Origin of the sequence: Streptomyces sp. ADMS, from assembly GCF_033441795.1 — a bacterium.
Taxonomy (GTDB): domain Bacteria; phylum Actinomycetota; class Actinomycetes; order Streptomycetales; family Streptomycetaceae; genus Streptomyces.
The window spans coordinates 79,937-93,715 of record NZ_JAVFVX010000006.1 but is presented as its reverse complement, the minus strand read 5'-3'; the positions used below and the strand labels follow the sequence as shown (position 1 = coordinate 93,715).

General features: G+C 70.7%; 12 protein-coding genes. 6 read left to right on the top strand and 6 right to left on the bottom strand.

What is annotated here, in order from left to right; genetic code table 11:
- Genes RB628_RS04505 through RB628_RS04495 form a run of 3 tightly spaced genes read left to right on the top strand, consistent with a single transcriptional unit; the run spans window position 1 to window position 3,139 of the window.
- Entirely contained in the window at window positions 1–828 is an 828-nt protein-coding gene (locus RB628_RS04505; RefSeq protein ID WP_318318942.1) for an alpha/beta fold hydrolase, read from the top strand.
- Window positions 825–2,039: a glycosyltransferase gene (locus tag RB628_RS04500; RefSeq protein WP_318318992.1), complete on the top strand. Its 1,215-nt coding sequence runs from the start codon at window positions 825–827 to the stop codon at window positions 2,037–2,039. The genes RB628_RS04505 and RB628_RS04500 overlap by 4 nt, the downstream gene beginning before the upstream one ends.
- Entirely contained in the window at window positions 2,036–3,139 is a 1,104-nt protein-coding gene (locus RB628_RS04495; RefSeq protein WP_318318941.1) for a class I SAM-dependent methyltransferase, read from the top strand. Before RB628_RS04500 ends, RB628_RS04495 begins: the two co-directional genes overlap by 4 nt.
- A 161-nt stretch (window positions 3,140–3,300) precedes the next feature.
- Here RB628_RS04495 and RB628_RS04490 read toward each other — a convergent pair whose 3' ends face one another.
- The gene (locus RB628_RS04490; RefSeq protein WP_318318940.1) at window positions 3,301–4,344 is read right to left on the bottom strand and encodes a lysylphosphatidylglycerol synthase transmembrane domain-containing protein; all 1,044 of its coding nucleotides are present in this window, start codon (window positions 4,342–4,344) and stop codon (window positions 3,301–3,303) included.
- Between the two features lie 208 nt (window positions 4,345–4,552).
- A complete protein-coding gene (locus RB628_RS04485) occupies window positions 4,553–5,353 on the bottom strand; it encodes a Mut7-C RNAse domain-containing protein (protein ID WP_318318939.1) in 801 nt (266 codons plus the stop codon).
- A gap of 131 nt (window positions 5,354–5,484) precedes the next feature.
- Between RB628_RS04485 and RB628_RS04480 the strand changes: the two genes are divergently transcribed.
- Window positions 5,485–7,035, top strand: coding sequence for a serine/threonine-protein kinase (locus RB628_RS04480; protein ID WP_318318938.1), 1,551 nt, complete (start codon window positions 5,485–5,487; stop codon window positions 7,033–7,035).
- 24 nt (window positions 7,036–7,059) lie between these two features.
- Here RB628_RS04480 and RB628_RS04475 read toward each other — a convergent pair whose 3' ends face one another.
- Genes RB628_RS04475 through RB628_RS04460 form a run of 4 tightly spaced genes read right to left on the bottom strand, consistent with a single transcriptional unit; the run spans window position 7,060 to window position 11,023 of the window.
- Window positions 7,060–7,833: a hypothetical protein gene (locus RB628_RS04475; RefSeq protein WP_318318937.1), complete on the bottom strand. Its 774-nt coding sequence runs from the start codon at window positions 7,831–7,833 to the stop codon at window positions 7,060–7,062.
- 45 nt (window positions 7,834–7,878) lie between these two features.
- Window positions 7,879–8,799 (bottom strand): carbohydrate ABC transporter permease, encoded by a 921-nt coding sequence (locus tag RB628_RS04470; RefSeq protein ID WP_318318936.1) that lies wholly within the window; start codon window positions 8,797–8,799, stop codon window positions 7,879–7,881.
- Window positions 8,799–9,683 (bottom strand): sugar ABC transporter permease, encoded by an 885-nt coding sequence (locus tag RB628_RS04465; RefSeq protein WP_318318935.1) that lies wholly within the window; start codon window positions 9,681–9,683, stop codon window positions 8,799–8,801. Before RB628_RS04465 ends, RB628_RS04470 begins: the two co-directional genes overlap by 1 nt.
- Window positions 9,684–9,694: 11 nt before the next feature.
- Window positions 9,695–11,023, bottom strand: coding sequence for an ABC transporter substrate-binding protein (locus RB628_RS04460; protein ID WP_318318934.1), 1,329 nt, complete (start codon window positions 11,021–11,023; stop codon window positions 9,695–9,697).
- 407 nt (window positions 11,024–11,430) lie between these two features.
- Here RB628_RS04460 and RB628_RS04455 point away from each other — a divergent pair, with 407 nt between their 5' ends.
- Together RB628_RS04455 and RB628_RS04450 are read left to right on the top strand one after the other, a co-directional pair.
- Complete coding sequence (locus RB628_RS04455; protein ID WP_318318933.1) at window positions 11,431–12,453, top strand: hydroxyacid dehydrogenase; 1,023 nt, start codon at window positions 11,431–11,433, stop codon at window positions 12,451–12,453.
- A gap of 136 nt (window positions 12,454–12,589) precedes the next feature.
- The gene (locus RB628_RS04450; RefSeq protein ID WP_318318932.1) at window positions 12,590–13,726 is read left to right on the top strand and encodes a LacI family DNA-binding transcriptional regulator; all 1,137 of its coding nucleotides are present in this window, start codon (window positions 12,590–12,592) and stop codon (window positions 13,724–13,726) included.
- Window positions 13,727–13,779: the final 53 nt, after the last annotated feature.

The following is a 13,779-nucleotide window of genomic DNA, read 5'->3' as shown; positions in this document are numbered from 1 at the left end:
ATGGCGATCGTCGACCTCGGCGGCGGCCGCAGGCTGCACGCCCAGCGCATCGGCCCGCGCGGCGACCGGCCCGTCACCGCCACCGCCGTACTCGTGCACGGCCTGCTCACAGACAGCCTGGCCAGCTACTACTTCACCGTGGCACCGGCGTTCGCCGCCTCCGGCATCGACGTCGTCATGTACGACCTGCGCGGCCACGGCCGCTCCACCCGCCCCGCCACCGGCTACACCCTCGACGACAACATCGACGACCTGGAGGCCCTCCTCGACCGTCTGGAGGTGACCGGGCCGGTCCATCTCGTCGGCAACTCCTATGGCGGGACGGTCGCGTTCGGATACGCGGCCCGCCACCCCGAACGGGCCGCCAGCGTCTCCCTCATCGAGTCGGAACCGGCAACTGCTGCCTGGGCGGGCAAACTCGACGGCATCCTCGGCCGGGTCATGCACCAACTCGCCCACAACGAGGCCGACGCCATCGCCTGGATCACCGCCAACCGCGGCCAGAACACCGCCCGCCTCGCCAAGGGCGCGGCCCGGCTGGCCCGCGAGACCACCCTCGCCCAGGACATCCCGGCCAGCCGCGTACTGACCGAGGAGCAGATAGGTTCCGTACGCTGCCCGGTACTTGGTGTGTACGGAGGGGACTCCGACCTCGCCGAACTGGCGCCCTGGATGGAGTCCGTGCTGGCCGACTGCCGGACCGTCGTGGTGCCGGGACACGAACACTCCGTGCTCGTCGAGGCGTCGGGGACCGTGGGCGGGCACATCCTGTCGCTCATCCACGGCGCCGTCGTCCCTGCTCAGCCGGCGTGGGCGGCAGCGCGGTGAGCCGGTTCCTGTTCGTCGTGCCGCCGCTCGTCGGGCATATCAACCCGGCTGTCGGAGTCGCCGCCGAACTCGCCTCGCGTGGGCACGAGCCGGCCTGGGCGTGCGCCGATCCGGGACTGGTGCGCCGGCTCGCCGGAGACGGCGCCACCGTCTTCCCGTGCGCCGGGCCGGTCCCCGGCTCCGGTGACGGCGTACGGCCGCCGGACCTGCGGGGGCCCGAGGCGCTGAAGTTCCTCTGGGAGCGGTTCCTCGCCCCGCTCGCGGAGGAGATGGCCCCCGGAGTCGCCGCCGCCGTAGGGGAGTTCGGGCCGGACGTCGTCGTCGCCGACCAACAGGCCCTCGCCGGGGGCCTCGTCGCGGAGCGGTTGGGTCTGCCGTGGGCCACCTCGGCGACCACCTCCGCCGAGTTCACCGACGTACTGTCCGGCATGCCCAAGGTCGCGGAGTGGCTGGACGAGTTGCTCGCGGGCCTCCGGAACCGTGTCGGTGACAGGACGGGCAGCGCCGACCCACGGTTCTCGCCGCACCTCGTACTCGCGTTCAGCACACCGGAGTTCGTCGGCCCCGAAGCCCGGACGGGCGAGCAGATCCGGTATGTCGGCCCGTCCGTCGCCGACCGGCCGGCCCCGCCCGGTTTCCCCTGGGACTGGCTCGACCCCGCCCGCGCCACGGTCCTCGTCACCCTCGGCACCGCCAACTCCGACGTCGGCGCACGCTTTCTGACGGAGTGCCGGGCAGCGGTACGTGAGCGGGCGGACCGGACGCAGACGGTGATCGTCGACCCGGCGGGCGTACTCGACCGTGCCGGGGAGGGCGAGGGCAGGGGCGACGACAAGGGCGTACTGATCGTCCCCTCCGTCCCCCAGCTCCCACTCCTCCAACGGGTCGACGCGGTTGTCTGTCATGCCGGGCACAACACCGTGTGCGAGGCGCTCTGGCACGGGGTGCCGCTCGTCGTCGCGCCCATCCGGGACGACCAGCCCGTGGTCGCCGGGCAGGTCGTGGAGGCCGGGGCGGGCATCCGGGTGCGGTTCGGGCGGGTCACCGCGCCGAAACTGGGCGCCGCCGTCGACGCCGTACTGCACGAGCCCGGCTACCGCTTCGCGGCCGGCCGCATCCGTACCGCGTTCCGCGCCGCCGGGGGTGCCCCCGCGGCGGCCACCCATCTTGAGCAACTCGCCATCGGCACGCCAGCCAAGGAGACGGCATGAGTGACGACGAGCACGGGACCCACGAACCGGAAGTACGGGCCGCTCCGAGCCGTACCGAGCAGGTCACCGCCCTCCGGCCCACCTATCAGGCCGACCTGGCCTTCGGGCTCGACCGGTTCTTCGAGCCCCCGTGTACCAGTTGCCCCTGGTGCGGCTCGGCCCGGCTGGAGACCCGGCTGCGGACCACCGACCTGCTCCAGCACAAGCCCGGACGGTTCGTGCTCGACCGCTGCCAGGACTGCCGGCACACCTTCCAGAACCCCCGGCTCAGCCCCGCCGGGCTGGAGTTCTACTACCGCGACTTCTACGACGGACTCGGCGAGAAGCAACTCGGCAACACCTTCGCGGGCCGCACGAAAATGTACGAGCAGCGGGCCCGCGCCCTGCTCCCCTTCGACGACGCGCCGAAGACCTGGCTCGACGTCGGCACCGGCCACGGCCACTTCTGCGAGACCGCCCGGAGCGTCCACACCGGCACCACCTTCGACGGGCTCGACTTCACCGACGGCGCCGAACTCGCCGAGCGGGCAGGGCGCGTCGAGCACGGCTACCGGGGGAACTTCACCGAACTGGCGCCCGAACTGACCGCCCGCTACGACGTCGTCAGCATGTTCCACTACCTGGAGCACAGCACCGAGCCCCCGCTCGAACTGAAGGCCGCGCGACAGGCCATCCGCCCCGGCGGACACCTGGTGATCGAGGTCCCCGACCCCGACAGCCGTTACGCCCGGCTGCTCGGCCGCTGGTGGCTGCCCTGGCTCCAGCCCCAGCACCTGCACTTCGTCCCCGTCGACAACCTCAGGCAACGGCTCACCGACCTCGGTTTCACCGTCGTCCTGGAGCAGCACGCCGAGCCGCACGACCCCGTCGACCTGCTCGCCGCCGTCTGGCTGGCCCTCGACAACGCCGCTCCGCGCGACAACCTCCCGTGGCTCCCGCACCCTCCGAACGCCCTGCGCCGCACCCTGCGCGGAGCCCTGCTGCTGGCCGGCGTCCCGGCCCTGATCCTGGGTACCCTGCTGGACCGGTTCGCCGTCCGGCCGGTCTCCCACCGCCTGGGCGTCTCCAACGCGTACCGTCTGGTGGCCCGCCGGGACTGACCGTGTTCCTCCGGGGGCGGTAACACCAGTGGCTCCGCCGCGGGCCCCCGGACCTCCAGCGGAGAAGCAGGTCAGCGGGTATGCCCGGCGCGGACATCGCGAGGCAGACCCGAGCGACGCGACGCGCGTCACGACGCCCTGGTGTCACGCACCGGGGCGCGTCACAGCACCTTGGAGCGCACCAGCAGCGACAGCACGAGGGCGCCCGGCAGCAGCGGCAGCCAGACCGTCAGGACGCGGAAGCCGACGACGGTCGCGGTGGCCAGCGACAGCGGGGCGCCCATCGCGGCCAGGGTGAACACCAGGGCCGCGTCCACCGGGCCGATCCCGGCCGGCGCGGGTACGGCGCCGACAGCGGCGCTCGCGGCGAGGTAGGCGAAGAGCACGTCCGGCCAGGCGATCGGCAGCCCGAGCGAGGCTCCGACGCTGGCCAGCACCGCCGCCTGGCACAGCGAGAACCCCGCGGCGCCGCCCCAGAGCGCGACGACCCGGGCAGGCCGGTTGTGCAGCCGGCGGGCGTCGGTCAGGGCGGTGCGCACGCCGTCGAGCAGGGGGCGCCGCAGCGGCCGTACGAAGGCCAGAACCAGCGTCACGACGACCACCGTGCCGGCCACGCCCGCCGCGACGGGCAGCAGCGTTCCCTCGTCGGGGAGGAGGTCGGTGGCGCCCAGGGAGGTCGGGAAGGTGGCCAGTAGCGCAAGGATCAGCAGGAACTTCGCGACCGGTTTGACCAGCGAGTACAGGGCGAGGGAGGCGGTGGCCCGGGCCAGCGGGATGCCACGGCCGGTGAGGAAGCGCAGAGTGACGGCGTGGGCGCCGAGTCCGGCCGGAAGGACGTTGTTGGCGGCGCCGGCGGCGAACTGCGAGGCCAGCAGCAGCCCGGGCGGCAGCCGCTCCGGGATCGCCCCCTGCCGGGCGAAGGCGGCGGACACCCAGCACAGGAACGTGAACGCGGCCCCGATCGCCAGCCAGCCGGGGTCGGCGGTGGTGAGTCGTAGGGCTCCCTCGTGCAGGACCTGCCAGTTGTCGGCCGCCCACACCCCGATGAGCAGGAGCGGCAGCAGACACAGCACCCGGCGAGCGTGCCGGGCGCCGGGAAACCGGCGGGAGCGGGAGGCGGGTGAGGAACAGTCCAGGGTGCCCTGGGGAAGGAGCGGGACTGTCGGAGCGGGCGGGGCTATGGGGACTATCGGCAATGAGGACACAGCGCGCGTCGTCCTTCCGCGTGGCGCCCACGCGGAACGGGGCGAACGGGGGGAAATGAAGAGCGAAGCAAGCGGGACGGCAGAAGCGTTCCCAGTCCGCGTGACGGGGTGGTGTCCAGGAACCGAAGGGGTGAGGGCGGACGGGCGACACAAGTGATGCCTGAATCTTTTTTGACAGAGTCTCCCCCCGACACCACCCGTCGACGCCTCAATCGTGAGCCGGATCACATGGGTGGCCGCCTGGACGGGTGAAGCCAGGGCGCGATCCCGCCGACAGGCCGGCCGCCCCGCCGAACTCGCTCAGCGCCCCCTCGACGATCGCCTCCAGCCGCGCGTGGTGCGCGCCCCGCCAGTACAGGCGCTCGCAGGCCACGCACTGCGCGAAGACATCGTACGTACGCCGGGTCCCGTGCTCCAGCCGGTCGCCGACCGTCCGCTTGTCGGCCTGCTCCAGCCGTCCGTTGCAGGCGGTGCACCGGGTCCAGGGGGCGAGTTCGGGCGCGAACCGGTCCAGTACGTCCCGGAGTTGGTCGTCCGGACGGTCGCTGTAGACGTACGCGCCCGCCCACAGCTCGCGGCGCCGCAGCAGGCCCCGGTCCCGGGACAACAGCACCCGTTGCTCCGCCGCCGACAACGCGGCCAGCGCCGGGTCGCCGATGTCCTCGCTCTCGTACGCGGCGTCGACGCCCAGGAGCCGCAGCCGGCGGGCGAGCGTGCCCAGATGCACGTCGAGGAGAAAGCGCAGAGGTGCCCCGGGGACCGTCTGCGGTCTGACGACGGCGCCGACCTCCACCGTCTCGCCCGCGCCCGGCACATGGGACACCGGCACCTCCCGGCCGTCGACCAGCAGTCGCCCCGTCTCGGTGAGCGGCACGCCCAGCGACTCCACCACGTGCCCGAGCGATGACGACCCGTCGGTGACCACGGTCGTGGGCCCCGCACGCCGTTCGGACGGGACGAAGACCCGCAGCTCAGGGGCGACACTGATGACGATCTCCGGTCTGCTCACCCTGCCAGGATGTCACCGGCCCGGCCGGGAGCGCCCGGCGGTTTTCCCGTGCACTACTGTCGGCGCTCTCAACACCCCGGTCCGGTACCTGGATCGGGGCGGTCGGCCTCGGGGTGGGGGAGTACGGCAGCATGCGGTTCCAACGTACGGGTGTACCCGGTTACGAGGTCGTCGAGGTCCTCGGCCAGGGCGGGTTCGCCACCGTGTACCGGGCACGTCAACTGGCCGTGGGCCGCGAGGTCGCCCTCAAGATGGACAGCCGCGTACTGGCCACCGACCGCGACCGGCAGCGGTTCCTCCGCGAGGTCACGGCGGCCGGTCAGCTGTCGGGTCACCCGCACGTGGTGGCGGTGTACGACGCCGGGGTGCTCGACGACGGCCGCCCGTACATGGTCCTGGAGCTGTGCCCCGGTGGTTCGCTCGGCGACCGGCTCCACCGGCAGGGGCCGATTCCGGCCGCAGAGGCGCGGGACATCGGCGTACGCATCGCCGACGCGCTGGCCGCGGCCCACGCCGGCGGCGTACTGCACCGGGACATCAAGCCGGGCAACATCATGATCGACCGGTACGGAGACGTCGGCCTCGCCGACTTCGGACTGGCCGCGATGTCCCGCCCCGGCCAGGAACTCTCGGTCACCCGGGAGGCGTTGACGCCCGCGTTCGCCCCGCCGGAGGCGTTCCGGCTGGCCGAGCCCACCCCCGCCGGGGACGTGTACTCCCTCGCCGCCACGATCTACGCCCTTGTGCACGGCAGGCCCCCGCACTTCCCGGCGGAGGGCGGCCTCGGCATCGCGGAGGTCATCGTCCGGCACACCTGGCCCCTGCCGGACCTCCCCGGAGTGAATCCACGCTTCACCGAGGTCCTGCGCCGCGCCATGGCCCCGGACCCGGCCGACCGTCCGCCGAGCGCGGAGGCGTTCAGGGATGCGCTGGCCGCCGTGGACCTGGAGGAGGGACCGGGGGAGGGGGGTGGCCGGGGTGCTGCGGCGTCGCCTCCGGCGAGCGGCGGGCCCGTCGCCGTGCCCACCACCACCGTCCCGCCGTCCGCCGCGTCCGCACGCCGGAGGAAGGGGCGCCTGCGGGTGTCCGTCGCGGCCGTGGCCGTGGTCGTCGTCGGTACGGGCGGAACGGTGGCGTACCAGTACCTGCCGCCTTCGACTTCCGGGGCGCCCTCCGCCGGACCCTCCGCCTCCGCCTCCGCCTCCGTCTCTGCCTCCGGTGCGGGCGGTGCGGCCAAGGCCACGAGCGCCGGGTTCGGCGTACCGACGACGACCGAGAACTGCCCGGCGGCCGACGTCGCAGGCATCGACGGCCGCTGCACCACCACCGCCGAATGCTGGGGTGGCATGGTTGTCATCACCGGCATCGTCAGCGTGAACCAGGCCGACTGCGTGGTGGAACACCCATGGGAGACCTTCGCGATAGCCCCGCTGCCGTCCGACGGGATGACCAACAACCAGAAGGAACTGGCGAACCACCCCGACGTACGCGACCTCTGCTCCCCCGAGGTCCTGGCCGAGTCCAGACAGGGCGCCGCGCTCAAGATCGACCCCGCCGCCTGGACCATCGACGTGCTCCCGCCCTCCCAGTCCCAGTACGCCGACGGCCTGCGAGTCCTGCGCTGCGTGGCCACGGTCACCGGGCAACAGTCGACGGGGGTGTATTTCCGGCCACGGACGTGAGAATCGATCTCACTGTGACCCATGTCACAAAGGGGCTGTGGAGGGGTGCGGTGGAATCGCTTGAGGGAAGCGATCCCGTTGTCCGTCGCCTGGGACGCCATCGGTGGGCTGGTAGACGCCCATGAGCGGTTTCTGGCCGGTGCGCGGGTCGACTCGGACGTCCGGGACTCGGTGCTGGATTCCTGGAAGCGGTGCCGGTACGCAGGGGTCGAACCGGATCGGCTGCTGATCCCGTACGCCCCCGACCTGGCGCTCGACCACCGCTTCCGGCACGCTGTCGAGCCAGTGCTGAAGCGCCTCACCGCATCGCTCGCCGAGCTGAACACGACCGTCGCCCTCTGCGACGCGCAGGCCCGTATGGTCGAGCGCCACGGCGGCGACCGGACGCTGCGCGCCCGCCTCGACGGGGTCAACTTCGCCCCCGGATTCGACGTGTCCGAGCGAGCCGCGGGTACGAACGGTGTCGGCACCGCCCTCGCCGGGCGCATGCCCGTCCATGTCGCCGGCCGTGAGCACTTCGCCGACTGTCTGCAACCGTTCGCCTGCGCGGGCGCGCCCATCCGCAACCCCCTCAGCGGCCGTATCGAGGCCGTCCTCGACCTGACCTGTCTGCGCGACGACGGCGATCCCGCGATGATGCGGCTCGTGCGGGAAGCCGTCCGCGACATCGAGACGCGGCTGCTGGAGCAGGCCACGGAGCGGGAGCGGGCGCTCCTCACCGCGTACCGCCGGGCAGACCACGCCGCGCACGGCCCGTACGCGAACGACGGCGCCGTCGGCAGATGGCCGCCCCAGCACCCGCCCGAGCGTCGGGATGTCAGGTCAACGTGCCTTGGGACAAGGTCACTTGAGGGCACCCATGGTGACGCCGGTGCGCCAGTAGCGGCGCATCGCGACCATCATGACCGCCATCGGGATGATGGAGAGCAACGCGCCGGTCAGCACCAGGCTGGTGAGGTCGATGCCGGACTCCGCGCGCTTGCCGGACCAGTTGTACAGGCCCAGGTTGAGGGTCCAGTTCTCCTCGCCACGCAGGACGGTCAGCGGCAGGAAGAAGGCGTTCCAGGTGTTGACGAAGGCCAGCAGGAAGACGGTCGCGCCGCCCGTCGTCATCATCCGCAGCACGATGCTGAAGAAGATCCGCAGTTCGCCGGCGCCGTCGATGCGCGCCGCCTCCAGGAGTTCGAAGGGGATCGTCGCCTCGGTGTACACCTTGGCGAGGTACACGCTGAACGGGTTGATCAGGCAGGGGATCAGCATCGCCCACGGGGTGTCGACCAGCCCGATCTCCGAGAACAGCAGATACAGCGGAAGGGTGAGCAGCGCGATCGGGATGAGGAACGAGCCCACCACGGCCGCGAACACCGCACCGCGCCCGGGGAAGTCGAAGCGGGCGAGGCCGTAGCCGGTGGCGAGGGCGATCAGCGTGCCGCCGAGGGAGCCGACACCCGCGTACAGGAACGAGTTGGCCGTCCAGCGCAGGAAGATGCCGTCGTTGTAGGTGAACACCTGACGCAGGTTGTCCCACAGATGCCAGCCGGAGAACCACAGACCGTTGGACTGGTACAGCCCCGTACGGTCCTTGGTGGCGGCGATGATCAGCCAGTACACCGGGAACAGGCTGTACGCGCTGGCCAGCACCAGGCCGACCAGGACGAACCGCTGGCCGCCGCGCGAACGGGCCCTGGGATCAGGGCGGCCCAGACGGCGGGCGGCGGGCGACTGGGACCGTTTCGGGGACTCGGTGGTCGTCGTGGTGGCCATCAGTCGGTCTCCTTCGAGGTCAGCCGGTAGAAGAGGAAGGAGGCGACGCCCAGGATCAGGGCGAGCAGCACCGACAGGGCGGCGGCGTAGTGGTAGTTGCCTGCGTTGAACGCCTGGTTGTAGATGATCATGATGGGCGTGAAGCTGTCGTCGACCGTCTGCGGGGTGATGTTCCGGAACAGCGCCGGCTCGTTGAAGATCTGCAGCATCTGGATGATCGAGAGCATGCCGGTCAGCACCAACGCGCCCCGCACGAACGGGATCTTGATGCTCGTCGCGATGCGCCACTCGGTCGCGCCGTCCAGGCGCGCGGCCTCGAACAGCTCACGCGGCACACCCTGCAGCGCCGAGTAGATGATCACCATGTTGTAGCCGATGCCGTGCCAGGTCAGCAGGTTGCCGATGGACGGCCACAGCATCGACGGCGAGAAGAAGTTCCAGTCGAGGCCGAACAGGTCGCCGAGCGGGGTGAGCGGGCCGACGTCGGGGCTGTAGAGGTTGATCCAGACGACCGCGGCGACCACACCCGGGATCATGTACGGCACCAGCAGCATGATCCGGAACCGGCTGGCCGACCTGGCCGTGAGCGCGTCCAGGAACAGCGCGAGGACCAGGCTGATCAGCAGCATGACCGGGATCTGCACGAAGGCGAACAGCACCACCCGCAGCACAGAACCCATGAACTTCGGGTCCGTCAGGCCCTGTCGGTAGTTGTCGAGGCCGGAGAACTCGTCGGTGGTGCCGCCCAGGCCCAGTCCGGAGGACTGCGAGTGGTACAGCGACTGGTAGACGGCGTACCCGATCGGCAGCAGATAGAGGAAGACGAAGCCGAGCTGGAAGGGCACCGTGAAGGCGGCACCCTTCCAGCGCAGTGAGCGAATCATCGGGATGTGCCTCAGCCCTTGACGTTGATACCGCGGGACTTCAGGTCCTTGACCGTCCACTCCTGCATGTGGGCCAGGAGTTCGGTGACCGTCTGCTTCTTGCTGACCACCTGACCCCACTGGCTCTGCAGCTCGGAGAACATCGCGGTCCAGTCGGGACCGAAGGTCCAGTCGGTGGTCACGGTCGACAGACTGTCCTTCACGATCTGCTGGGCAGGCTGGTAGTTCGAGCCGAGCAGCTTCTCGGAGATCGCCTCGGGCACGAAGGAGTCGCTGTCGGCCAGCGCCGGCATCACACCGCTGCCGGTCTCCGGGCTCGCCATGGTCTTGACGGCACCGGTGTCGGTGGACATCCACAGCGCGGCCTCGGCGGCCTGCTCCGGGTGTTCGCACTGCTTCGACACCAGCGTCAGATTGCCGCTCTGGTTGGTCCCGGCCGGCGTCTTGGCGGCCTCACCCCTGTACGTCGGCCACGGCGCGAGCGCCCACTTGCCGAAGGACTCGGTGAAGTTCTGCACCATGCCGGACATCTGCCAGGTGGAGATCTGCCGCGTCGCGGTACCGCCCTTGTCGAAGTTGCGCTGCACGGCCGCGTAGTCGGCGAAGGACAGCTTCGAGTTGAGGTCGTTGTCGATGATGTCCTGGATCACCTTCGCGGCCCTGAGGGACCCGGAATCCTGGAAATCCACCTTCCAGGCGTCGCCGTCGATGGAGTACCAGTGGGCGCCCGCCTGCATGGCGAGCACCTCCAGGGTGCTGGGGTCCTCGCCGGCATAGTTGGTGATCTTGATGCCGTGCTTCTTGAGGACCCTGCCCGCCGCGATGAAGTCGTCCCAGGTCGCCGGGGCCTTGAGCCCGTACTTCTGGAAGATGTCGGTGCGGTAGATCGTGAACGCGGGCGCGGACGCCGTCGGCACCCCGTAGATCCTGCCCTGGACCTGGCCGACGGCCCACGAGCCCGGGTTGAACTCGTCCTTGCTCGACTCGACGTACTGCGTGATGTCGGCCAGCGCATCCTGCGCGACCCAGCTCGTCACGTACTCACCGGTGTTCTGCAGCAGACAGGGAGCGTTCTCGGCCTTGACGGCGTTGCTCAACTGTTTCTGCATCGTCAGCTGGTCGGTCACCTTCGTGTACTTCAGCCGTATGTCCTTGTGAGAGGCGTTGAACGCCTTGACGACCGCCTCCTGACCGTTCGCCCACCCCCAGAAGTCGAGGGTGACCGGACCGGAGGACCCCGAAGCGTCGTCGCCGGAGCCGGACCCGCCGCAGGCGGACACGGTGAGCGCGAGAGCGCAGACGACTCCGGCGAGGGCGGGGCGCCTGAATCTGACGGACATGAGCGTGCTCCTTAGGTATCACCAGGTATCGCCATGAGAGGTGTCGCCACGAGGAAGGGGAGAGGGCGATGGGCGGCCGCTTCACGGTGGGCGGGGAGATGTAACCGTTTGCCGTGCTGGACGGTAGGCCGCGTGTGGCCCGAGAAGCAAGAGGTCGTGAGATTCCTGTTTCGCGCATCTTGCTCCCGGGTTACGGTCTGGCGCCGATGACCTGGGATTTCTGCTTCCGTATCAGTTCAGGAAAGTGACGGTCGCGTGATCGCGCTTCCTACAGGGGCATTGACCGACCCCGAGAGCCCGTCCTAGCGTGGAATACGTTTACATACCTCTCTCGCGCGTTCCCGCACCGAAGACCTACCGAAGACCTACCGAAGACCTACCGAAGACCGCACCGAAGCAGGAGTCCCATGCCCTCCGCGCCCACATCCCGTCTGCCCGTCGCCCTGTTCGCGATGGACCCGGTGCACCTGCCCGAACTCTTCCCGCCCGCCCTCATGGAACGGCTGCGGGAACTGGCACGGATCGATCCCGCGCTGGTGGTCCAGGACTTCACCGACCCGGATGCCGCCGCCGCGCTGGCCGAGGCGGAGGTGCTGATCTCCGGCTGGGGCTGCCCGCACATCGACGCCGACGTCCTGGCCGCCGCACCCCGGCTGCACACCGTCCTGCATGCCGCGGGCAGCGTCCGCAGCCTCCTGGGCGACGCCGGCTGGGAGCGCGGGCTCACCGTCTCCAGCGCGGTGCGGGCCAACGCTCTCCCGGTCGCCGAGTACACCCTGGCCGCCGTCCTCCTCGCGGGCAAGGACGCGTTCGGGCTGCGCGAGCGTCTCCGCCGCGAGCGGGTCCATCCGGCCCCCCTCGACTACACCCGGGTCGGCAACCACGGCCGGCGGGTCGGCGTGATCGGGGCGTCGCGGGTGGGCCGCCGGGTACTGGAACTGCTGCGCCCGTTCGACCTGACGGCCACGCTGTACGACCCGTACGTGGACGCCGGCGAGGCGCGGTCGCTGGGGGCGGCCTCCCTCTCCCTGGAGGAACTGCTGCGCACCAGCGACATCGTCACCCTGCACGCCCCGGACATCCCGGAGACGTACCGCATGCTCGACCGTGAACGGCTGGCCCTGATCCCGGACGGCGGCGTACTGATCAACACGTCCCGGGGCGCCCTGGTGGACCACGACGCGCTCACCGCGGAACTCGTCTCCGGCCGTCTCGGCGCCGTCCTGGACGTCACGGAACCGGAACCCCTGCCCGCCGGTTCCCCCCTCTACGACCTGCCCAACGTCTTCCTCACCCCGCACATCGCCGGGTCGCTGGGCAACGAACTCGCGCGTCTGGGGCGGACGGTGGTGGACGAACTGGCACTGCTCAACGGGGGGCTGCCGCTTGCCCAGCGGGTGCGGCGCAGCGATCTGGCGAGGAGTGCGTAGGGGCGGGCGACGGGGCTTCGTCTGAATGTCGACCGAACGTCGAACTGAACGTCGGCGTGTAATCGTTTTCACCGAGAGGGGGGAAGTTGCTGCACAGTCGCCGGTCGGCGTACCGGCGATGCAGTAACGTCGGAACGTGACGGAGAACGGAACCGAAGCCCGGAAAACGGGCCCTCGCGCCACTTCGGGCAAGCGCAGACGGAACGGGTCCGACGGCGACCGCCCCAGCACGATCCGCGATGTCGCGGCCAAGGCGGGCGTCTCGGTGGCAACCGTTTCCAGGGCACTGGCCGGCAGCCACCCCGTCTCCGCCGCGACCCGGGCCCGCGTCATGGCGGCGGTCAAGTCGCTGCACTATGTGGTGAACGTCCACGCCAAGGCTCTGTCCGGCGGGGTCGCAGGCCCCGTGGCCCTCGTGATGGACCAGATCATCGGCCCGTCGTTCGCCGATGTGGCCGCCGGCGTCGAACAGGAGGCCGCGGCGCGGGGCCGACTGAGCCTCGTCTGCACCACCCACGGTGACCAGGACCGGGAGCACGATCTCGTCCAGCTGATGCGCGAACAGCACGCGGCGGCGGTCATCCTGGTCGGCGGCGCGGTACTGGACGACGCGTACCACGAACGCATGGCCGAATACGCCAGAGCGCTGGACGCCGTGGGCTCCCGGCTGGTCCTGTGCGGCCGCCCGCCCCTGCCGGGCGACCCGCCGGTGACGGTGGTGGAGTACGACAACCGGGGCGGCGCCTTCCAGGCCTGCGACCACCTGCTCACGGCGGGCCACCGCCGCATCCTCTTCCTGGGCGGCACCCCGGCGATGAGCACCGCGGAACAACGCCGGGCGGGCTACCTCCAGGCGCTGCGCGCACACGGCGTCCCGTACGCCGAGGAACTCGACGTCCCGGGTACGTACACCCGCGCCTCGGGCTACGACAGGATGCGGGACGCGTTGAAGGCGGGCCTCAACTTCACGGCGGTCTTCGCGGGCACCGACATGGTGGCCACGGGGGTACTGGCGGCACTACGGGAGTCGCGGCTGGACGTCCCCGGCGACATCTCGGTCATGGGGTTCGACGACGTGCCCTTCGCGGCGGATCTGTCGACGTCGCTCACTACGCTCCGGGTGCCTTACGAGGACCTGGGGCGCACCGCGGTTCGGCTGGCGCTGGACGGGGAGCGGCGCGCTGCGGGGGGCGACCACGTGATCCTGGGGACGCAGTTGGTGGTCCGGCAGTCGGTGGGGGCGCCTGGGGTGGGGCGGGGGCGGGGCAAGTGAACATGACGGGGGATCACCGGCACCGCTCTCACGGCGAGGCTCGGTGAAGCCAC

Excerpts from the sequence above, each read along its gene's own strand:
- RB628_RS04495 (WP_318318941.1), top strand. The coding sequence starts at position 2,036 with ATGAGTGACGACGAGCACGGGACCCACGAACCGGAAGTACGGGCCGCT.
- RB628_RS04455 (WP_318318933.1), top strand. The coding sequence starts at position 11,431 with ATGCCCTCCGCGCCCACATCCCGTCTGCCCGTCGCCCTGTTCGCGATG.
- RB628_RS04480 (WP_318318938.1), top strand. The coding sequence starts at position 5,485 with ATGCGGTTCCAACGTACGGGTGTACCCGGTTACGAGGTCGTCGAGGTC.
- RB628_RS04460 (WP_318318934.1), bottom strand. The coding sequence starts at position 11,023 with ATGTCCGTCAGATTCAGGCGCCCCGCCCTCGCCGGAGTCGTCTGCGCT.
- RB628_RS04505 (WP_318318942.1), top strand. The coding sequence starts at position 1 with ATGGCGATCGTCGACCTCGGCGGCGGCCGCAGGCTGCACGCCCAGCGC.
- RB628_RS04465 (WP_318318935.1), bottom strand. The coding sequence starts at position 9,683 with ATGATTCGCTCACTGCGCTGGAAGGGTGCCGCCTTCACGGTGCCCTTC.
- RB628_RS04470 (WP_318318936.1), bottom strand. The coding sequence starts at position 8,799 with ATGGCCACCACGACGACCACCGAGTCCCCGAAACGGTCCCAGTCGCCC.